This window comes from Tabrizicola caldifontis, assembly GCF_004762095.1.
Classification (GTDB): Bacteria; Pseudomonadota; Alphaproteobacteria; order Rhodobacterales; family Rhodobacteraceae; genus Tabrizicola; species Tabrizicola caldifontis.
Genome location: NZ_SIJH01000007.1, coordinates 55,600 through 75,999 on the forward strand (window position 1 = coordinate 55,600; position 20,400 = coordinate 75,999).

Consider the following 20,400-nt stretch of genomic DNA (forward strand, 5'->3'; position numbering starts at 1 on the left):
GGCGATGGGAAGCCGAAGGCGCACGCAGAGGCGTCACATCGCCACCACCCGCGTCGGCGGATTGCCGGGCAGCGTTACCTCCAGGAGTTCCAGGTCCGGTGTCGGGTCGGCATAGCGCGTGGCCATGCCCGGCGGGATCACGAAGGCATCGCCCGGCTCCAGCCGGTAGGGGTCTTTCCCTTCGCCCTCCAGGGTCATGGCCCCCTTCATGACGAAGCTGAACAGGATGTCACCGTCATGCACCGTCCACGGCGTGGGCTCTCCTGCAGGCCGCGCCACCATGACCGAGGCCACGCCCTTCGTCGCCGCGTGGATCGTCGTGTCACGCGCCTCGAAGCCCGGGATCCGGAAGGGACGGAAGATGCCCTCTGCCCCGATGTTGTGAACGAAACGCTGCCCCTCCCATTCCCGCTCGGGCCGGTAATGCGGGGTGGGCAGGGTCATCTCGTGGTCGATCTCGGTGATGTGTTCGGCCGGGACGCCGATCTCCACCACCTGCACCCCCTCGGAATGCAGCACCTTGTGGCGGATGCCCGGCGGCTGGATGAAGCAGTCGCCGGCATGGATACGGCGAACATCCCCCTGATCTTCATACAGAACATCCACCCAGCCCGCGACGCAGAAGATCAGCTGGAAGCCGACCTTGTGGAAATGCACCATGTCGGGCACCGGGCCGTCCGGGACGCGGATGTGGCTGGCGATCATCGCCCCGCCGAGGCGCGAGGGAATCAAGTCGCGATATTCCATCCCGGCCCGCCCGATCACCCAGGGCGCCTGATCGGCCAGGCGGCGCACCACGAAGGCATGTTCCGTTGCCGGCGTGACAACCGGGGGGTTCAGCTCGTCGATCTCCACCCGCGTGCCGTTTGGCGCGACCAGTTCCTTCGCGCCCCCGGCAAAGGTCGGATCGTCGGTCAGGATGCGGATCGTGCCTGGCGCCTCGGGCGCGCCCTTCTGGATGCGGATGCGCAGGCCATGGCCCGACAGAACCGCCACCTCGGGGTTGTCGGCGGGAAAGATCATGTCCAGCCGCATGCCCAGGGTCTTTGTGTAGAAGGGCAGATCCTCCCGCAGTTCATGCGTTGGCAGCCTGACTTCGGCGCGTATTTCCGTCATGGTCATCCCCGTGCTATGGCGGCATCGTGTCTGGCGCGGCTGTGATTTGCAAGCCGGGCGCGAATGGGCTTCAACCGATGCCGCATTGGCGAAAGCATAAAGATGGTTTAACGCTGAACCATCTTCGCGGGAGGAACGGATGGACGAGGCACGGCACGACGGCGCGCGACAGGCGGCACTGGACTACCATGAATTTCCCAAGCCCGGAAAACTGGAAATCCGTGCGACCAAGCCCCTTGCCAACGGCCGCGACCTGGCCCGCGCCTATTCCCCGGGCGTGGCCGAGGCCTGCCTCGAGATCAAGGGCGATCCGGCGACGGCCAGCCGTTACACCTCCAAGGGCAACCTCGTCGCCGTGATTTCGAACGGCACTGCGGTCCTTGGCCTCGGCAACATCGGGGCGCTCGCGTCCAAGCCGGTGATGGAGGGCAAGGCGGTCCTGTTCAAGAAGTTCGCCAACATCGACTGCTTCGACATCGAGGTGAACGAACCCGACCCGGTGAAGCTGGCCGAAATCGTCTGCGCGCTGGAACCCACCTTCGGTGCGGTGAACCTGGAGGACATCAAGGCGCCCGACTGCTTCATCGTGGAAAAGCTGTGTCGCGAGAGGATGAAAATTCCGGTCTTCCACGACGACCAGCATGGCACGGCGATCGTGGTTGGCGCTGCAGCAACGAATGCGATGATCGTCGCGGGCAAGCGGTTCCAGGACATCAAGGTGGTTTCCACCGGCGGCGGCGCGGCGGGCATTGCCTGCCTGGAAATGCTGGTAAAACTGGGGGTCCGTCGCGAGAACATCTGGCTTTGCGATCTGGAGGGTCTGGTCTATCGCGGCCGCGAGGCGCAGATGACCCCGCAGAAAGAGGCCTTCGCCCAGGGCGACCGTCCGGCAACCCTTTCCGATGTGATCGCGGGCGCCGACCTGTTCCTCGGTCTGTCCGGCCCCGGCGTGCTGACTCCCGAGATGGTGGCGAAGATGGCGCCGAACCCGATCATCTTCGCGCTTGCCAACCCCACCCCGGAAATCCTGCCAGACGAGGCTCGCAAGGTCGCCCCCGGCGCTATCATCGCCACCGGGCGCAGCGACTTCCCGAACCAGGTCAACAATGTCCTGTGCTTCCCGTTCATCTTCCGGGGCGCACTGGACGTGGGCGCGACCACGATCAACGCCGCGATGGAACTGGCCTGCATCGAGGGCATCGCCGCGCTGGCCCGCGCCACCACCTCGGCCGAGGCCGCCGCCGCCTACCGGGGCGAGACCATGGCCTTCGGCCCCGACTATCTGATCCCGAAGCCCTTCGATCCCCGTCTGATCGGCACCGTGGCAAGTGCCGTGGCCCGTGCGGCGATGGAAACCGGCGTTGCAACACGGCCCATCGAGGATCTCGACGCCTACAAGCGCAAGCTTGATGGTTCGGTGTTCAAGTCGGCCCTTCTGATGCGGCCGGTGTTCGAGGCCGCCCGCACTGCCGCCCGCCGCATAGTCTTTGCCGAAGGCGAGGACGAGCGCGTGCTGCGCGCGGCCAATGCGATCCTGGAAGAGACGACCGAGGTGCCAATCCTGATCGGACGGCCCGAGGTGGTAGAGGCGCGCTGCGAACGTTTCGGCCTGCCGATCCGGCCGGGGCGCGACTTCCACCTGGTCAACCCGGAAAACGACCACCGCTACCGCGATTACTGGGGCACCTATCACGAATTGATGGCCCGCCGCGGCGTCACACCCGACATCGCCCGCGCGGTGATGCGCACCAACACCACTGCAATCGCCGCGATCATGGTGCACCGCGAGGAAGCCGACAGCATGATTTGCGGCACCTTCGGCCAGTACAACTGGCACCTCGGCTATGTGCGCCAGATCCTCGCGCGCGGCGGCCTGCACCCGGTAGGCGCCCTGTCGATGATGATCCTGGAAGACGGTCCACTTTTCATCGCCGACACCCATGTGCATTCGGAACCCACCCCGCAGCAGATCATGGAAACCGTGATCGGCGCGGCTCGCCATGTCCGCCGGTTCGGCATCACCCCGAAGATCGCGCTCTGCACCCAGTCGCAGTTCGGCAACATGGACAATGCCTCTGCCCGCCGGATGCGCGAGGCGCTGGAACTGCTGGACGTCCGCGAGCCCGATTTCGCATATGAGGGCGAAATGAATATCGACGCCGCGCTGGACCAGTCGATCCGCGACCGGCTTCTGCCCAATTCGCGCTATGACGGAGCGGCAAACGTGCTGGTCTTCGCCTCGTCGGAAGTGGCCTCGGGCGTGCGCAACATCCTGAAGGTCAAGGCAGGCGGGCTGGAGGTCGGGCCGATCCTGATGGGCATGGGCAACAAGGCGCATGTGGTGACCCCGGCGATCACCGCGCGGGGCCTTCTGAACATGTCGGCGATCGCCGGCACACCGGTCGCGCATTACGGCTGACCGTTCGCCGATTTCTTCGAAGAAGTCGGCCCGAAGCCTTCAAGGGCTCCGGTGCGGAGCTTTCGAAAACTCCGCCCCCTTTGCAAATCTTTCGCGCAACGGATCAGGTGATTTGCAGGCGGCCATTGGTTTGCAAATATTTGTCCCGTTACGCCGCAAATTCTGCAAATCTGTCGCACTCCGCTAACGGTAACACCGTTGCGCCCCGGGCATCCCATGGCATACCACCATCACGAGGAGACATCGGCAGGGGGGGGAGATCGCGATGGGCTATGCGCAGGTTTATGACCAGTGGCGGAACGACCCGGAGGGGTTCTGGCTCTCGGCAGCGGGGGGCATCGACTGGGTGAAGAAGCCCGCAAAGGCGCTGGATGACAGCCGCGCCCCCCTTTTCGAATGGTTCACCGACGCCGAGGTAAACACCTGCTGGAATGCCGTCGATCGCCACGTTGCCGCCGGCCGTGGCAAGCAGCCCGCGATCATTCACGACAGCCCCGTCACCGGAACGAAACACGTCATCACCTATGCCGAATTGCAGGACCGCGTCGCCCGTCTTGCGGGCGCGCTGAAGGCCCGCGGCATCGAAAAGGGCGACCGGGTCATCATCTACATGCCCATGGTCCCCGAGGCGCTGGAGGCGATGCTTGCCTGCGGGCGGATCGGCGCGATCCATTCGGTGGTCTTCGGCGGCTTCGCGGCACATGAACTTGCCGTCCGCATCGACGACTGCACGCCCAAGGCGATCATCGCCGCCTCCTGTGGGATCGAGCCCTCTCGAGTGGTCCACTACAAGCCGCTCCTCGACGCGGCCATCGACCAGGCCGCCCACAAGCCCGACTTCTGCGTGATCTTCCAGCGCGAGCAGGAGGTGGCCGCCCTCACCCCCGGCCGCGATCTAGACTGGCACGCCTTCCAGCACGGGGTGACGCCCGCCGACTGCGTGCCCGTCGCGGGCAACCATCCGGCCTATATCCTCTACACCTCGGGTACCACGGGGGCGCCGAAGGGCGTGGTGCGGCCCACCGCCGGGCATCTCGTGGCGCTGAACTGGACCATGCGCGCGATCTACAACGTCGGCGCGGGCGACGTGTTCTGGGCCGCCTCGGACGTGGGCTGGGTCGTCGGCCACAGCTACATCTGCTACGGCCCCCTGATCGCCGGCTGCACCACCGTCGTCTACGAAGGCAAGCCCGTCGGCACCCCAGACGCCGCCGCCTTCTGGCGCGTCATCAACGAACACAAGGTGCGCAGCTTCTTCACCGCGCCCACCGCCCTTCGCGCCATCAAGCGCGACGACCCGGACGGCAAGCTGGTCCCCCCGCTGCCGACGCTCCAGGCGCTCTATCTGGCGGGCGAACGCGCGGACCCCGACACGATCCACTGGGCGCAGACCCACCTGAAGGTGCCGGTGATCGACCACTGGTGGCAGACAGAGACCGGCTATGCCATCGCCGCCAACCCGCTTGGCATCGAACATCTGCCGGTCAAGATCGGCAGCCCTTCCGTGCCCATGCCCGGATTCGACGTGCAGGTGCTGGACGAGGGCGGCCACCCGGTTTCCCCCGGCACGCTCGGCGCCATCGCAATCAAGTTGCCACTACCGCCCGGCACCCTTCCGACGCTGTGGAATGCCGAGGACCGCTTCCGCAAGAGCTACCTCGACCACTTCCCCGGCTACTACGAGACCGGCGACGCGGGCTATGTCGATGAGGACGGCTATCTCTACATCATGGCCCGCACCGACGATGTCATCAACGTCGCCGGCCACCGACTGTCCACCGGCGCGATGGAGGAGGTGCTTGCATCGCACAAGGACGTGGCCGAATGCGCCGTGATCGGCGTGGCCGACGAGCTGAAGGGTCAGTCGCCGCTGGGCTTCCTCTGCCTCAACAAGGGTTCGAACCGCCCGCATGACGAGGTGGTGAAGGAATGCGTGCAACTGGTCCGCGACCAGATCGGCCCCGTCGCCGATTTCAAGCGCGCCGTGGTGGTGGACCGCCTGCCCAAGACCCGCTCGGGCAAGATCCTGCGCGGCACCATGGTCAAGATCGCCGACGGCCAGCCTTGGAAGATGCCCGCCACCATCGACGACCCCGCGATCCTGGACGAGATCACGCTGGCGCTGCGCTCGATCGGCCTGGCCAAGGACTGAGACTGGACAGACCTGCCGTGCTCGGGCAATCTTTGCATTATGCAAAGACCCCTGCACCCCCGCCCTGAGGTTCCGGCCCTGCCCGGCGGCTTTGACGCAGCCCGGCTGCGGCACCTTCTGCGCCTGGTCGGCCCGGAAGAGGCCCCGGCGCTGCTGGCACAGCTTCGGCTTGATCTCGCAGGCTGCGCCGAGGGCATCGCGCGGGCTGCTGCTGGCCCTGACTGGGACAACCTGCGCGAGGCCAGCCATGTGCTGATCTCGCTGGCCGGTTCGGCGGGCGCTGTGACCCTGCACGAACAGGCGCAGGCACTGAACGTGGCAGCGCATGCCCGTGACCCGGCGACGCTTGCCGACCTTCTGCCCCTGCTTCAGGCCGACCTCGCCGCCCTGATCGCCGTGGTCGATACCACCGCCGCCGAGGCACAGGAATGAAGACCCCGACAACTTCTCGCCCGCCGCTGCTGCTGATCGAGGATACCAGCTCGCTTCAGATGGTCTATCGCTCGATCCTTTCCGGGGCGGGGTTCCGCGTCTCGGTCGCGGGATCGGCTGCAGAAGGGCTTGCCCAGTTCCAGGCCCTGCGTCCCTCGGTGGTGCTGCTGGACCTGGTGCTGCCGGACCGTGACGGTTTGCAGCTGATGCAGGAATTCCTTGCCATGCAACCCGAAACCGCAATCATTGCCATTACCGCCAACGGATCGGTCAACCGCGCGGTCGAGGCGATGCGGGCGGGTGCGCATGACTTCCTTGTGAAACCATTCGATGAAAACCGCCTGCTCGGCGCGGTGCAGAACCTGCTCAAAGAACGCGGAGAGCGCCGGGCCGAAGAGTCAGGCATCGTGCCCTCGGTCGAGAGCGCAACCTTGCCCGATACCTCCGGCTTCATCGGCTCTTCCGAGGCGATGAAACGCATCCATGCCACCATCGCCTCGGTCGCGCGCTCCATGGCCACCGTTTTCATCACCGGCGAAAGTGGCACCGGGAAAGAACTTTGCGCTCTGGCCGTCCATGCCAATTCGGCCCGCGCCTCGGGCCCCTTCATCGCACTCAACTGCGGCGCCATCCCGCAGGACCTGCTGGAAAGTGAAGTATTCGGTCACATGAAGGGCAGCTTCACCGGCGCAATCTCTGACAAGCCGGGCGCGGCGGCGGCGGCCGACGGGGGAACGCTGTTCCTCGACGAGATCTGCGAAATGGCGCCCGCGCTGCAGACCAAGCTCCTGCGTTTCCTGCAGACCTCTACCGTCCAGCCCGTGGGGGCCACCCGGCCCCGCAAGGTGAACGTCCGCATCGTCTGTGCCACCAACCGCGACCCGCTGGATGCCGTCCGCCGCGGCCAGTTCCGCGAGGATCTATACTACCGCCTGTTCGTCGTGCCGATCCACATGCCGCCTCTGCGCGAGCGCGGCCATGACGTGATCGAAATCGCCGAGGCCGCGCTCCAGCGCTTTGCCGAGGAAGAAGGGCGACGGTTTCATGGCCTGACCCCGGAGACCCGCGCGTTGCTGCTGCAACTGCCTTGGCCGGGGAACGTGCGGCAACTGCTGAACGTGATCCGCAACGTCGTCGTGCTGAACAGGGGGGGCTGGGTGACGCCCGAGATGCTGCCTCCCGGACTGGCCGACGACCTTCCTGCCCGCGCGACATCCGGTCCGCAGCCGGACCCCGACCTGCCCACGACCGACAGCCTGGTCGGCTTGACCCTGGCCGAGGCAGAGCGGCTGCTGATCGAGGCAACACTTGCCCGCCACGGCAATTCGATCCCGCGGGCCGCGCGCGTGCTGGATGTCTCGCCCTCCACGCTATACCGGAAGATCGAGGGCTGGAAGGCGCGCGCCTCCTGACGACTGCCTGGCACGTCTTTGGCACACGGGCAGCCAAGATCCGGTCACACAAGCAACGCGCGTGCTACGGCGTCAGGTGAACTGCTCGCCGATCAGGCGTTCCTCCAGTCCGTGGCCCGGATCGAACAGCAGCCTGTGCGTGACCGAAGGCTCGGTCCTGACCTCGACGCTTGCGACATTGCGCACCGAGGACCGGCTGTCGGCATCCGCCATCACCGGCCGCTTTTCGGCCTCCAGCACCTCGAACCGCACCACGGCGGATGACGGCAAGAGCGCCCCCCGCCAGCGTCGGGGCCGGAAGGCCGACATCGCCGTCAGCGCCAGCACGTCCGATCCGATGGGCAGGATCGGCCCATGCGCCGAATAATTGTAGGCGGTGGATCCCGCGGGCGTTGCCACCAACGCCCCGTCGCAGACCAGTTCTTCCAGTCGCACCCGCCCGTCGACCGAGATGCGCAGCTTTGCCGCCTGCGGCCCCTGGCGCAGAAGCGAGACCTCGTTGATCGCAAGCGCCTCGGTCACCCTGCCCTTTGCATTCACTGCCCGCATCGCCAGAGGATGGATCACCGTCTCTTCGGCCGCGCGCAGGCGCTCGATCAGGCCGTCTTCGGCATAGGCGTTCATCAGAAAGCCGATCGTGCCACAGTTCATGCCATAGACCGGCAGCCGGCGCCCATGCGCCGCGTGCAGCGTTTCCAGCATGAAGCCGTCACCGCCCAGCGCCACGATCACCTCGGCCGTCCGGGGCTCGGCCTGGCCATAGCGCGCGGTCAGCGCCGCCAGCGCCGCCACGGCGGCAGGGGCCCTCGATGCCGTGAACCTGATGCGCACCCTCGCCCCCCTTCCCGCCCGGCTGTTTCGAACCTTGACCCCGCGTGCCGGGAAACTCAAGCCTGCGCCAGCGGAGGCGATGGCCCTTCCTGTTCCGTGCGGCAAGAATATTTCGCCCCCGATCCGGATCATGTCGGATTCTTGCCTTTCCCGATGTGCCGCCATGCTCTAGATAGCGCGCACATCCACGCCCGGAGGACCTGACGATGAATGCACCCCACCGCGATACCGGCTTCTTCACCGAACCCCTGTCCTCCCGCGACCCGGAGCTGTTCGGGGCCATCACCCAGGAACTGGGCCGCCAGCGGCACGAGATCGAGCTGATCGCCTCGGAAAACATCGTGTCCCGCGCGGTGATGGAGGCGCAGGGCTCGGTGATGACCAACAAGTATGCCGAAGGCTACCCGGGCAAGCGTTATTACGGCGGCTGCCAGTATGTGGACATCGCTGAAAACCTGGCGATCGAGCGCGCCTGCAAGCTGTTCGGGTGCAGCTTCGCCAATGTTCAGCCGAATTCGGGCAGCCAGGCCAATCAGGGCGTCTTCCAGGCGCTGATCAAGCCCGGTGACACCATCCTCGGCATGTCGCTCGACGCCGGCGGCCACCTCACCCATGGCGCTGCGCCGAACCAGTCGGGCAAATGGTTCCACGCCGTCCAGTATGGCGTGCGCAAGCAGGACCTCGAACTGAACTACGACCAGGTTCAGGAACTGGCCACCGAACACAAGCCGAAGCTCATCATCGCCGGCGGCTCGGCCATTCCCCGCATCATCGACTTCAGGCGGATGCGCGAGATCGCCGACAGCGTGGGCGCCTACCTTCTGGTGGACATGGCGCATTTCGCGGGCCTCGTGGCGGCGGGCCTCTACCCCAGCCCCTTCCCGCATGCCCATGTGGCGACCACGACGACGCACAAGACCCTGCGCGGCCCCCGTGGCGGCATGATCCTCACGAACGACGAGGACATCGCGAAGAAGGTCAACTCGGCGATCTTCCCCGGCATCCAGGGCGGCCCGCTGATGCATGTCATCGCCGCCAAGGCCGTCGCCTTCGGCGAGGCGCTGCGGCCCGAGTTCAAGACCTACCAGCAGCAGGTGATCGCCAACGCCAAGGCGCTCGCGGACGAGCTGATGAAGGGCGGGCTCGACATCGTGACGGGCGGCACCGACACGCATCTGATGCTCGTGGACCTGCGCCCCAAGGGCGTGAAGGGTAACGCCACCGAAAAGGCCTTGGGCCGCGCCCACATCACCTGCAACAAGAACGGCATCCCCTTCGACACCGAAAAGCCGACGATCACCTCCGGCGTCCGCCTTGGCACCCCCGCAGGCACCACCCGCGGCTTCGGTGAGCCCGAGTTCCGCCAGATCGCCCGCTGGATCATCGAGGTTGTGGATGGTCTGGCAGCCAACGGCGAAGACGGCAACGCGGCGGTGGAGGCCAAGGTGAAAGCCGAAGTCGAGGCCCTCTGCCAGCGCTTCCCGATCTACCCGGAGCTTTGAACGGCGCAGGGTGCGCTACAGCGCACCACGCCGGGCACGCCACCGGGGGGCACCCGAGTGCGGGTTCAACCCGGTGGCCCCCTCCCCTTCAGTGCAGGGCTTGAGTGACAACGCCGAACCTCAGGTCATGGCCCTTGACGACCAGCAGCAGGCGAGACGGTTGTCCCGCCGGTCCTGGCGGCCGTGACAAGGGGGCCTCGGTCACTCCGATCACTGCAGGCCGAACGCGGGATGATGGATCAGATCGCCTTGGGGGTAACTGTCATCGAACGGCAGGGCCTGCACGAACCGTGGCGGGACAACGCCCAGCCGCAAGCCTGGAAAAGCCCTGAACGCGAGCCGGGCATTGTAGTCGGGATCGCCGACAAGGGCCGCCCCCCTGCAGCGTCTCCGCAACAGGAGGATCGCTTCGGCCATGAGGGCGCTTCCGATCCCCTGGCCGCGCCGCATGGGCAGGACGGTAACAGGACCGATCAGGCCACAGCCCGACACCGCACCGATCCGCGCATCCGAGGCGGCCAGATAACCCACGACCTGGCCCCGGTCCTCGGCTACGAGCGACAGGCTCAGGGCATTGTCTGCCCTGAGCCTGTCCACGATCGCAGCCTCTGTTCCGGTGGATTGTGGCAATAGCTTCATGGCCTCGGTCACGACCGCACGGATCGCCGGGGCATCACTGTCGATTTCATTGCGGATCAACATGTCATGCTCCCTGATTGTCGAGCTGCGCCCTTACGGAAAGGCGACCGCGTTTCGAGATGAGATAGGGCCCGCCGGACCGCGATTCGATCAGCCGCTTACGTCGAAGCTTGTTGAAGACAGTCATGTCCAGGTCGGACAGGATCATGCCTTCGCGCGTGATGCACATGACAGAGGTGATCTTGGGGCCATTCTCCCGCTCGTGCAGGATACGGCCGCCCAGCGCCAGAACGTGCAGCGCACGTTGTTCGTTTCTTGAGATGTTCATGGAAGTCTCGTGTGACAATGCAAACCAGGTCAGGCGCAAAGGCACCCGGCGGCCTTGGCCTCACGCGGCTCTCTGAAACTCAGAGAGCCGTGTCACACAAGCTCTGACATCCAGTCTCCATTGTCCGGGTGAAGAATGTTCTTCGCACCCCGTGTCTCGGGATAGACCATTCAGCATCTCATCTCAACCCCGCACGACGGCGCCCGTGCAGGGGTCTGCTGCGCCTGCCGCCAGCCCGGCCAATCGCCGGACCGCCCCAGCCCCGGCAAACCACCCGCCCCCCGGCGGCCTGCCGACTGCCGCAGCGTTGCGCGAGGTTGGCGCGTCACGGGCCCGGGAGCACCCGGCTGCTGGGAAGTCGTGCCACGCCTTCCCGACGAGGTCACAGGACAGGATTCCAACCCCATCCCCTCTCCCGCACAAATGCCCTTCCGGAGACGCCACCCGCGCGCCATAAGCGGGGCATGTCGGACCTGCCCGTGACATCGATCCTGCCAGACCTGGCCAACGCCCTTGCCACCCGGGGCATGGCCGTCCTCCAGGCCCCGCCCGGCGCGGGAAAGACCACGGTCGTGCCGCTTGATCTTCTGGCGCGGGGGCTGGTCACGGGCCGGATGATCATGCTGGAACCCCGTCGCCTGGCCGCCCGGGCAGCGGCCGAGCGGATGGCGGAAACCCTTGGCGAACGGGTCGGCCAGACGGTTGGCTACCGTATCCGGGGCGAAGCGAAGATTTCGTCCGCCACCCGGATCGAGGTGGTGACCGAAGGCATCCTGACCCGGATGATCCAATCGGATCCGGAACTTGCAGGCACGGGCCTCGTCATCTTCGACGAGTTTCACGAACGCAGCCTGAATGCCGATCTCGGCCTGGCGCTGTGCCTCGAAGTGCGGGGCGCATTGCGCGAGGATCTGAAGCTTCTGGTCATGTCGGCGACGCTGGACGCCGCGCCGGTGGCAGCCCTGATGGGCGGGGCCCCGGTGGTGACATCCGAGGGGCGCGCCTTTCCGGTGGATACGCGCTGGCTGCCCCGACCGCCCGACCCCTCGATGCGGCTGGAGGCGGTCGTCGCGGACGCCGTGAAGGCGGCGCTGGCTGAAACGGAAGGCGGGATGCTGGTCTTCCTTCCCGGCGAGGCAGAGATCCGGCGGGTCGAAGCGATGCTTGCGGGCCTTCCCGGCGTGGCAGTGCGCCCCCTTTTCGGGGCCATGGACTTCACCGCGCAGCGGGCTGCCCTGGCGCCGGTCGAGGGGCGCAAGGTGGTGTTGGCCACCTCGATCGCCGAAACCTCGCTCACACTGCCCGACATCCGGGTGGTGGTGGACTCGGGGCGCGCGCGCCGGGCGCGGTTCGACCCGAATTCCGGCATGTCGCGTCTGGTGACCGAGCGGGTGACCAGGGCCGAGGCAGAACAGCGCCGGGGCCGTGCCGGGCGGGTCTGGCCGGGGGTATGCTACCGACTGTGGACGAAGGGCGAAGAGGGCGGGCTGGCCCCCTTCCCCCCGGCCGAGATCGAGGTGGCCGACCTTGCCGGGCTGGCGTTGGAACTGGCGCTCTGGGGCGGGGCCGACCTGCCCTTCCTCACCCCGCCGCCCGCGGGGCCTCTGGCCGAGGCGCGCAGCCTGCTGATGGGGCTGGGGGCGCTGGACGAACGGGGGCACATTACCGCGCACGGTCGGACGCTGGCCGGCCTGCCCCTGCATCCGCGGTTGGCGCACATGCTGGCAGTGGCAGGGCCGGAGGCGGCTACGCTGGCCGCCCTGCTGGCCGAACGCGACCCCTTGCGCGGGGCGCCGCCCGATCTGACCTTGCGCATGCAGGCGGTGGCGCGACCGGGGCCCGAAGCCGACCGGGGCGTGATCGAGCGCATCCGGGCCGAGGCAAGGCGCCTGGCGGCAGCGGCGCGCTCGATAGAGGGCGCGCCCCCTCGCCCATCCCTTCCTCACGAGGGGGAGGGGAGGCGCGCAATGGAACGGGGCGGGACAGCGGATCCGGGTGCCTCTCTCCCCCCGCGTGGGGGAGGGACGGAGAGGGGTGGCGATGCCGCAGGCTACAGCCTGGCCGAGATGGCTGCGCTGGCCTACCCCGACCGCATAGGCCTGCGCCGCAAGGGCGAGGCTCCGCGCTGGGTGCTGTCGGGCGGCAAGGGGGCGGCGATGGCGCCCGGCTTGCCCCTGTCGGGCGCGCGGCTGATCGTGGCAACCGATCTTGGCGGCGACGCGCGCGAGACAACGATCCGCCAGGCCGTGGCAATTTCCGAGGCCGAGGTCCGCAGACTTCATGGCGACCGCATCCGATGGGTCGAGGTCTGCGAATGGTCGCGCCGCGAAGGTCGGGTTCTGGCGCGGCGTCAGGAACGACTGGGTGCGCTGGTGCTGGACGACCGGCCCTGGGATGCGCCCCCCGAAGCCGTGGCAAGGGCGGCGCTCGATGGGGTGCGGCTTCTGGGTCTGCCCTGGACACCGGCCGCACGGCGGCTTCGGGCACGCGCCAGGCTTGCCCGCGGTGCCGACTGGCCAGGGGTGGAGGATGCCGACCTACTGGCCAGCGCCGAGGATTGGCTTCTTCCGCATCTGACCGGCATCAGGACCGAGGCCGATCTCCGGGGGTTCGACCTTCTGCCCGCGCTTCAGGCCCATCTTGGCTGGGACCGGCTGGCCGAGATGGACCGGCTGGTTCCCGGTCATTTCGAGACACCTCTGGGGCGGAAGATCCCGATCGACTATGAAGGGGAGGTGCCGTCGATCGAGGTCCGGTTGCAGGAAATGTTCGGGGTGACGGTTCACCCCGCGGTCGGGCAGGACCGGATGCCGCTTCGCATCACGCTTCTGTCCCCGGCGCAGCGCCCGGTGCAAGTGACGACCGACCTGCCACGCTTCTGGGCAACATCCTATGCCGATGTCAGAAAGGACATGCGCGGCGCCTACCCGCGCCACCCCTGGCCCGAGGATCCGACACAGGCGGAACCCACGCTGCGCGCCAAGCCGAGGGGGACATGACCGATCTTTCGCACCTCGCCCAACCGGGGGCGACCTTTGCCGTCCGTGTCACGCCGGGTGCCCGTCGTGCGGCGCTGGAACTGGCCGAAGGCGTCATCCGCATCAGCGTCACCGCCCCGCCCGAGGATGGCCGGGCAACCGAGGCAGCCCGTGCCGCACTTGCTGACGCGCTTGGCGTCGCCAAGACGCGGCTCACACTGATCCGGGGAGCGAAGTCGCGCGACAAGCTGTTCCGGCTGGATCAGCCGGGCGAACGCTCCAGCCGGTAGCTGCCTTCCGGCAGGTTCAGCGCGGCGGCGAGGTCACGCACCTGCCCCATCGACAGGGTGATGCGCATCACCTCGTCGGTGCGGGGATCGAGCTGATCGATCGTCACGCAATCCTCGAAGGCGGTAATGGTGACGTCCTCGGTCAGGGGCAGATCCTCACCCTCATCGACAAGGGTGATGACGGTCGAGTCGAATTCGTGCTCGATGGTGAACATACGCTCAGCCTATCCGCAGCCATCGCCCCCGGCAACGGGATTTGCGGCCTGACACATGCGTGATCCGGCCCCAGGGCAGGCTTTCCCCTGCCCTGCGTTTTGCTACCCTTCGCGGAACCACCCAGCGAGGACCTTCGATGCGCCTGCCCCTTCTTGCCGCCCTGATCCTGTCGCTTGGCGGGTGCGTCGCGACTGCGCCCACGCCACCACCGGTGCAGACGGTGGCGGCCTCCCCGGCGCAGCCGCCACACGCAGCTGCCGAAACCTTCCTGCGCGTCGTCGCCGCGGTAGAGCCGGTGGCGGAACAGGTCTGTCGCACGCGGGGCTTCGTTCCGAATTGCGACTTCCGGATCGTGGTGGACGACCGACCGCGCCAGCCGCCGAATGCCTTCCAGACGCTTGACCGCCAGGGGCGGCCGGTGGTGGGTTTCACGCTGGCACTGATCGCCGATGCCCGCAATGCCGACGAGCTGGCCTTCGTCCTTGGGCACGAGGCCGCGCATCATATCGCGGGCCACATCCCCCGGCGGCAGGATCAGGCCCTGACCGGGGCCCTGGTGGCCGGCGTGCTGGCCCAGGCCAGTGGCCTGCCGCCAGATGAGGTGCGCGCCGCACAGAACCTGGGGGCAGAAGTCGCCGCCCGCAGCTACAGCCGAGAGTTCGAATTGGAGGCCGATGCCCTGGGCGCCGAGATCGCATTGCTTGCCGGCTTCGACCCGATGCTCGGCGCGGGCTTCTTCGATCGCCTTCCCGACCCGGGCGACCGCTTCCTGGGCAGTCACCCGCCGAACGCACAGCGCAAGGCTGTCGTTGCCGCGACGGTACGGCGCCTGCGCGGCTATTGATCTGCGTCAAGGCAGTTGATCGGAGGCTTCTGCATTCTGATTGTGATGGGTCAGGAGGGCCTGGCGATGATCGGATATGCGGATTCCCCGAAGGCATGGTGGCTGACACGCGGCATGGCGCGTATCAGCGGGGTGAACCTGCCGCGGGCTGTGGTCGAGGGCTGGTTGCAGCGATCCGAGCTTGAAAGGCTGGTCGCGCGCTGCGCCGCCTGCACCCGTGGCGAACTTTGCGAGACCTGGCTGATGAAGTCAGGAAACGCCAGGTCGATGCCGGATTTCTGCCCGAACAAGGCCGAGATCGAGGCCCTGAGCGCCTGAGCCTTCCCGCGCGCGGAGATCTGGCCTCTTCCCCTTGGCCCCGCGCTTTCCTGCGGCGCCTGACCATCCTCCCGGTCGGGCGCCGTCTTTTTTTCGCTGCCAAGGGCGCCCGGTCCGTGCGATGCTGGCGCCATGATCGTTCTGGAAGATGTGCTGCGCGACCGTGGCTCGCGCTATGCTGCCTCGGCCGGCCCGGTGACCACCCGCGCCGGCATCGAGAGCTTTCTCGCCGAATTGCGCCAGCGCCGCCGCTTTGCCAAGGCCACCCATCACAGCTGGGCTGCCGTGCTTTCGAATGGTGGCCCCCTGAAGGGCGACGATGGCGAGGCGGGTGCCGGAGCGGTGATTCTGAAGATGCTCGAACGCGAGGGGCTGACTGATCACATCGTTGTCGTCACACGCTGGTATGGCGGAGTGAACCTTGGGGGTGACCGCTTTGCGCATGTGGTCACCTGCACGCGTGCGGCCCTTGCCGCGCTGCGCGACAGCTTGCAGGCAAAGGGTGCCCGGACATAGCCTCGCATGACATCGGCAGGGGGGCAGAAGTGAACGATCGGAAACTTGGCAGACCGGTGCCGGACTGGACCCCACCGCCCCGGCCAGACCGCGAAAGGCTGGAAGGCCGGCTGGTGCGACTGGAACCGCTTGTGGCCGATGCCCATGCCCTGGCGCTGCATGATGCTTTCGAGGGCCACGATGACCTGTGGGATTACATGCCCTACGGGCCTTTCACCTCGGGCACGGCTTATCATCGCTGGGCCAGGCAGCGCGAAGCGGGCGATGATCCGCAGTTCCTTGTTCTTGTCGATCAGGCAAGCGGGCTGCCGGGCGGCATCGCCAGCTATCTGCGGATCACGCCAGAGGCCGGTTCGATCGAGGCGGGGCACATCTGCATCGCGCCCCGGATGCAGCGTGGTGCAGCGGCGACAGAAGCCATGTTCCTGATGATGGACTGGGCATTCCACGCAGGCTATCGGCGCTACGAATGGAAATGCAACGCGCTGAATCTTGCCTCGCGCCGGGCGGCACAGCGGCTGGGCTTCAGCTTCGAGGGTGTGTTCCGCAACCACCTGATCGTCAAGGGCCGGAACCGCGACACGGCCTGGTTCAGCGTGATCGACAGCGAATGGCCCGCCCTGCAAGAGGCCTTCCGTGTCTGGCTGGACCCCACGAATTTCGATGCCATGGGACGGCAGCGCGAACGGCTTTCCGATCTGACGCGGCTGGTGCGTGCCGCAAGCGACCCCGCGCTGGAGAGATGAGGGCTGCAAATGCCTGCACATGGCCACCGCCGGCTGCGCAATCAGACCACCCGGTGCAGGGCACGAAACCGTTCCCCCAGCGTCGCAGCATCGCCGCATGTGCCCGGCGCCCGACCCTGGTTGCTGCAATCGGCGCAGGCTACTCCATCACCTCGTCGCCAGCCGTCCGGGCAAGACTGCGGGCAAAACCCGTTTCATGGGCAGGATCGGCCACGCCGGCTCTGATCAGGGCTGCCGCCCGGGCCAGATCGTCGCAATGCGCGATCGGATCACTGCATACGATGGCCGGTTCCGCGCCTTGGGGTTCGGGCCCGACCCCGGCCAGATGTTGCCCGATCCGGTTGCACAATGCCGGCAATCGACGGGATCAGTTTATCGAACCGGGCCGGTGCACTGGCACCCGGCGCCGCATCGCCCCCGCAGGATCGTTGCCGATTGCCAGAACCGGCAGGCCCCGGGCGGCCACTGCCGCAATCAGCGCCTGACCGCGGCCGTCCGGCAGGCCAGCGATCCACGATCACCAGGTTCCGCCGATGGCAGGCCGGAAAAAAAGGCGCGGGGGCAAGGGTTTCTGCCCGGCGCAGCCGCGCGCCAAAGCGCTGGCAGCTCAGCCTTGGCACCTCGCACACCAGACGGCTGTCTTCCGCCGCAAACCGGGTAAGCCCGCGCCAGGGCTATGCAGTGCCCTCCGCAACATCGGCAGTCGCCGGGCAGCCATCAGGGAAAGGGCAGGATCGCTCTCCTTCAGCATGGGGCGAACTGCGCCCGCTCCGGCAAGCGCGCGGCAAACGCCGCTGCGACCGACTGACGCTTGCATGGGGCGCCCCGCCCCCGCATAAGCCGGGTCAGAGAGCTTGCGAGGGATGAAGCCCCATGATCGGACGCCTGAACCATGTCGCCATCGCCGTGCCCGACCTGACGGCTGCGGCAGAGCAGTATCGCCATGCCCTTGGCGCCAAGGTCGGAGAGCCCCAACCCGAGCCCGACCACGGCGTGACGGTGGTCTTCATCGAGCTGCCGAACACGAAGATCGAACTTCTGCACCCCTTGGGCGAAAACTCCCCCATTGCCGGATTCCTGGAAAAGAACCCGGCCGGCGGCATCCACCACATCTGTTATGAGGTTGACGACATCCTTGCCGCACGCGACCACCTGAAGGCGACCGGTGCGCGTGTCCTGGGAACGGGCGAACCGAAGATCGGTGCGCATGGCAAGCCGGTTCTGTTCCTGCACCCAAAGGATTTCAACGGCTGTCTCGTGGAGCTTGAACAGGCATGAACATCACCGCCGCCATCGTGATGTATGCAGTCACCTGGTTCATGACCTTCTTTGTCGTGCTGCCGATCCGTACGGTAAGCCAGGCAGAAAGCAGAAAGGTCGAGCCCGGCACCCCCCCAGGCGCTCCGGCCCAGGAAATCGTCGGTCGCAAGGCCTGGCTGACCACCCTGATCGCCACACCCATCTGGGCGGTGATCTGCGGCATCATCCTGTCGGGCTGGATCACGGTGGCCGACCTTGACTGGTTCGGCCGGATGGGGCGCTGACAAAGAAGGGGGCCCTGCCCCCCACCTTGTCTTGTCGGACCGTTTGTCCCGCCTCAGCGGCGGCGGTCGCGACGGGCGCTCATCGGCTGGAAAGCCACGCCGACATGGGCCTCGCAATAGGGTTTGCCGGGCAGAGACGGCAGGCCGCAGAACCAGAAGTCGTCCGTCGCCGGGTCGCCGATCGGCCATTTGCAGGTGCGTTCGGTCAGCTCCATCAGGGTCAGCTTGCGGGCGCGCTTTTCCACCTCGCGCACCGAAGCCAGGGCCTCGGGGCTGATCTCGTTCAGGCTGGGCTGCGGCGGCAGCGGCTGACCAGCCGGGATGATCGCCTTGCGCACCGGAAGGGGCGTCACGTTCGTCGCCGGCGCCGCACCGGCCGGTGCGGCAGGACGCTGCGCCTCGCTCCGCGGTGCGGCGGGTGCGGGTTCGGGGCGGGCGGCAGGTTCGGCGCGGGGCGGGGCAGCAGCCGGCGCGGGTGCCTCGTCCTCGTCATCCTTGCCGCCGACACGGTTTGACAGACCCAGCCGATGGACCTTGCCGATCACCGCGTTACGGGTGACCCCGCCCAGCTCCTTGGCGATCTGGCTGGCCGACTGGCCCTCGCTCCACATGCGCTTGAGCGTTTCGACGCGCTCGTCGGTCCAGGACATCCCGTTCTCCACCTGTCATGTTGACGGGCCATTCTATCCGCGCCAGGCCGGTGGCTGCAAGGGCAGCCACGCAAGGCTCATCCGGGAAGGGCAAGCATACGTGCTTCTGCCGGCCCAACGATCGGGAAGGCCGCCCTTCGGCGTTCCAGGGGCATGTGCGGAAAGAGCGCCGCGATCTCCTGCCGCTGGGCAGCATCCAGCGCCAAAAGGCCGGCCTTGCCCGGATGGAAGCTTTCGAACAGCGCACCCTCGGCCAGGATCACCTCATGCCGGTCGAACAGCAGGTGGCAGAAGGTCACCTGCGCCTGCGCCTGCGGCACCACCTGGCGGATCGTATTGCCGTTCACCAGCGCCTTCGCTGCAATCAGGACCTGTTCCTCGCCGAAGAAGACTTCGGCCCGCCAGTCGTGCAACAGCATCCGGTGGCCCGGCAAGACCAGAAGCGGCCGGATGTTGCCGCAGGCCGCGGCCTCGAAAAGCACGGGCCGAAGTTCGGGCCGGTGCAGGAAGACCTCCCTCGGGATGGCACGGCTTCCGATCCAGCGCAGCGGCTGCGAGCCGTTGTCCAGCGTCGTGACCAGATCGCCCACCCGCAGCTCCTCGATCTTGCGCGGGCCGTCCGGCGTGTCGATCAGCGTGCCCTGGGCGAGACCGAACAGGCTTGCCCAGCCAGCCGGGCCGACGGGCGCATCATCTGGCGCGATCGGGCCGTTCAATCCAAGAAGCCGCAGGGCATCGCCGGGCAGCGGGTCGATGGCCGCGACGATCGTGTAGTGCAGGTCCGGGTCGGGCGGGATCTCGCCGATCACGCCGACCTTCACATCGTCGATGCTGACCATGTGGAAGACATGGTCCTGATCCGGCACCCGGTTCGACCGCGCGATGATCCGGCAGTCCAGACCGACGCGGGCGCCCGACGTGCCGAACGGGCTTGCGGCAGCGACCACCGGCTGCACCCGGCCATCGTCGGCCGCGGCATGGGTCATGGCGGGCTCACCATGCCGCACCCAGACGGTCGTTGTTGCCGGGCCTCCGGGGTTAAGCCAGAACCGCGCGCCCGGGACGCAGAAGCCCCGGGCCGCGCCAGCCCCGACCCGTTCAACCCCGGACTGACCTGTGTCGTCGGCAAAACTGAACTGGTCGAAGGCAAGGAATCCGAACTGGTAGACCGGCACTGCTGCTCTGTCCTTGTCTTCCCGGGCATTCGGCACGCACCGCGGCCTTCTTGAAGGTTCCATAGAAGATCGCACAAGCGGTTCACAAGCGCGATGCCAAACCTTCCGGCACGGGTGGCACCCGATCTCTGCTGCGAATCCGGCAGCAGGGCGAACGCACCGGGCAGATTCCGGTTTACCCGGATGCGCCTGCGCGCTAATCGGGCAACCATGACCGCAGGAACACGCCCGCTTCTCGCCACGCACCGACGCCGCTGCGTCTGAACCCATCCTGCCGTCGCCGGATGGCCTT

21 protein-coding genes are annotated in these 20,400 nt (G+C 67.1%); 13 read left to right on the forward strand and 8 right to left on the reverse strand.

Features of this window, described 5'->3' with window-relative positions; all coding sequences use genetic code 11:
• Positions 1-33: 33 nt before the first annotated feature.
• The gene (locus EYB42_RS07290; RefSeq protein WP_135449214.1) at positions 34-1,116 is read right to left on the reverse strand and encodes a cupin domain-containing protein; all 1,083 of its coding nucleotides are present in this window, start codon (positions 1,114-1,116) and stop codon (positions 34-36) included.
• 139 nt (positions 1,117-1,255) lie between these two features.
• On the opposite strand from EYB42_RS07290, the gene EYB42_RS07295 reads away from it, so the two are divergent.
• From EYB42_RS07295 to EYB42_RS07310, 4 genes are all read left to right on the forward strand, one after another.
• Positions 1,256-3,535, forward strand: a complete 2,280-nt coding sequence (locus EYB42_RS07295; RefSeq protein WP_135449215.1) for an NADP-dependent malic enzyme — start codon at positions 1,256-1,258, stop codon at positions 3,533-3,535.
• 265 nt (positions 3,536-3,800) lie between these two features.
• Positions 3,801-5,687 (forward strand): propionyl-CoA synthetase, encoded by a 1,887-nt coding sequence (locus EYB42_RS07300; RefSeq protein ID WP_135449216.1) that lies wholly within the window; start codon positions 3,801-3,803, stop codon positions 5,685-5,687.
• Positions 5,688-5,726: 39 nt separating this feature from the next.
• Positions 5,727-6,119 (forward strand): Hpt domain-containing protein, encoded by a 393-nt coding sequence (locus EYB42_RS07305; RefSeq protein ID WP_135449217.1) that lies wholly within the window; start codon positions 5,727-5,729, stop codon positions 6,117-6,119.
• Complete coding sequence (locus tag EYB42_RS07310; RefSeq protein ID WP_135449218.1) at positions 6,116-7,531, forward strand: sigma-54-dependent transcriptional regulator; 1,416 nt, start codon at positions 6,116-6,118, stop codon at positions 7,529-7,531. The genes EYB42_RS07305 and EYB42_RS07310 overlap by 4 nt, the downstream gene beginning before the upstream one ends.
• A 72-nt stretch (positions 7,532-7,603) precedes the next feature.
• On the opposite strand, the gene EYB42_RS07315 is transcribed toward EYB42_RS07310, so the two are convergent.
• On the reverse strand, positions 7,604-8,362 hold the full coding sequence (locus EYB42_RS07315; protein ID WP_240784021.1) for an NAD kinase: 759 nt from the start codon (positions 8,360-8,362) through the stop codon (positions 7,604-7,606).
• A gap of 206 nt (positions 8,363-8,568) precedes the next feature.
• Here EYB42_RS07315 and glyA point away from each other — a divergent pair, with 206 nt between their 5' ends.
• A complete protein-coding gene (glyA, locus tag EYB42_RS07320; protein ID WP_135449220.1) occupies positions 8,569-9,864 on the forward strand; it encodes a serine hydroxymethyltransferase in 1,296 nt (431 codons plus the stop codon).
• Between the two features lie 210 nt (positions 9,865-10,074).
• On the opposite strand, the gene EYB42_RS07325 is transcribed toward glyA, so the two are convergent.
• A complete protein-coding gene (locus EYB42_RS07325; RefSeq protein WP_135449221.1) occupies positions 10,075-10,566 on the reverse strand; it encodes a GNAT family N-acetyltransferase in 492 nt (163 codons plus the stop codon).
• Between the two features lies 1 nt (position 10,567).
• Entirely contained in the window at positions 10,568-10,831 is a 264-nt protein-coding gene (locus EYB42_RS07330; protein ID WP_135449222.1) for a YjhX family toxin, read from the reverse strand.
• 464 nt (positions 10,832-11,295) lie between these two features.
• On the opposite strand from EYB42_RS07330, the gene hrpB reads away from it, so the two are divergent.
• Together hrpB and EYB42_RS07340 are read left to right on the forward strand one after the other, a co-directional pair.
• A complete protein-coding gene (hrpB, locus tag EYB42_RS07335) occupies positions 11,296-13,830 on the forward strand; it encodes an ATP-dependent helicase HrpB (protein ID WP_135449223.1) in 2,535 nt (844 codons plus the stop codon).
• Positions 13,827-14,099 carry a DUF167 domain-containing protein gene (locus EYB42_RS07340; RefSeq protein WP_135449224.1) on the forward strand — a complete coding sequence of 91 codons (273 nt, stop codon included), beginning with the start codon at positions 13,827-13,829 and terminating at the stop codon, positions 14,097-14,099. The genes hrpB and EYB42_RS07340 overlap by 4 nt, the downstream gene beginning before the upstream one ends.
• On the opposite strand, the gene EYB42_RS07345 is transcribed toward EYB42_RS07340, so the two are convergent.
• Entirely contained in the window at positions 14,072-14,314 is a 243-nt protein-coding gene (locus EYB42_RS07345) for a hypothetical protein (protein ID WP_135449225.1), read from the reverse strand. The two genes, EYB42_RS07340 and EYB42_RS07345, sit on opposite strands and share 28 nt — an antisense overlap.
• A gap of 137 nt (positions 14,315-14,451) precedes the next feature.
• On the opposite strand from EYB42_RS07345, the gene EYB42_RS07350 reads away from it, so the two are divergent.
• The 4 genes from EYB42_RS07350 to EYB42_RS07365 all read left to right on the forward strand — a co-directional run bounded on the left by EYB42_RS07350 (position 14,452) and on the right by EYB42_RS07365 (position 16,739).
• A complete protein-coding gene (locus EYB42_RS07350) occupies positions 14,452-15,159 on the forward strand; it encodes a M48 family metallopeptidase (RefSeq protein ID WP_135449226.1) in 708 nt (235 codons plus the stop codon).
• A gap of 66 nt (positions 15,160-15,225) precedes the next feature.
• Positions 15,226-15,477 carry a DUF6455 family protein gene (locus EYB42_RS07355; RefSeq protein ID WP_135449227.1) on the forward strand — a complete coding sequence of 84 codons (252 nt, stop codon included), beginning with the start codon at positions 15,226-15,228 and terminating at the stop codon, positions 15,475-15,477.
• A 132-nt stretch (positions 15,478-15,609) separates the two neighbouring features.
• Positions 15,610-15,993 (forward strand): YigZ family protein, encoded by a 384-nt coding sequence (locus EYB42_RS07360; RefSeq protein WP_135449228.1) that lies wholly within the window; start codon positions 15,610-15,612, stop codon positions 15,991-15,993.
• Between the two features lie 29 nt (positions 15,994-16,022).
• The gene (locus EYB42_RS07365) at positions 16,023-16,739 is read left to right on the forward strand and encodes a GNAT family N-acetyltransferase (protein WP_135449229.1); all 717 of its coding nucleotides are present in this window, start codon (positions 16,023-16,025) and stop codon (positions 16,737-16,739) included.
• Positions 16,740-16,878: 139 nt separating this feature from the next.
• On the opposite strand, the gene EYB42_RS07370 is transcribed toward EYB42_RS07365, so the two are convergent.
• A complete protein-coding gene (locus tag EYB42_RS07370) occupies positions 16,879-17,097 on the reverse strand; it encodes a hypothetical protein (RefSeq protein WP_167850956.1) in 219 nt (72 codons plus the stop codon).
• Between the two features lie 515 nt (positions 17,098-17,612).
• Here EYB42_RS07370 and mce point away from each other — a divergent pair.
• Positions 17,613-18,017, forward strand: a complete 405-nt coding sequence (gene mce, locus EYB42_RS07375) for a methylmalonyl-CoA epimerase (protein WP_135449231.1) — start codon at positions 17,613-17,615, stop codon at positions 18,015-18,017.
• Positions 18,014-18,283 carry a DUF1467 family protein gene (locus EYB42_RS07380; protein WP_135449232.1) on the forward strand — a complete coding sequence of 90 codons (270 nt, stop codon included), beginning with the start codon at positions 18,014-18,016 and terminating at the stop codon, positions 18,281-18,283. Before mce ends, EYB42_RS07380 begins: the two co-directional genes overlap by 4 nt.
• A 53-nt stretch (positions 18,284-18,336) precedes the next feature.
• Here the strand turns inward: EYB42_RS07380 and EYB42_RS07385 are convergent, their stop codons facing one another.
• Both EYB42_RS07385 and EYB42_RS07390 read right to left on the reverse strand, forming a co-directional pair.
• Positions 18,337-18,933 (reverse strand): GcrA family cell cycle regulator, encoded by a 597-nt coding sequence (locus tag EYB42_RS07385; RefSeq protein ID WP_135449233.1) that lies wholly within the window; start codon positions 18,931-18,933, stop codon positions 18,337-18,339.
• 77 nt (positions 18,934-19,010) lie between these two features.
• Entirely contained in the window at positions 19,011-20,108 is a 1,098-nt protein-coding gene (locus EYB42_RS07390) for a Hint domain-containing protein (protein ID WP_167850957.1), read from the reverse strand.
• Between the last annotated feature and the right edge of the window lie 292 nt (positions 20,109-20,400).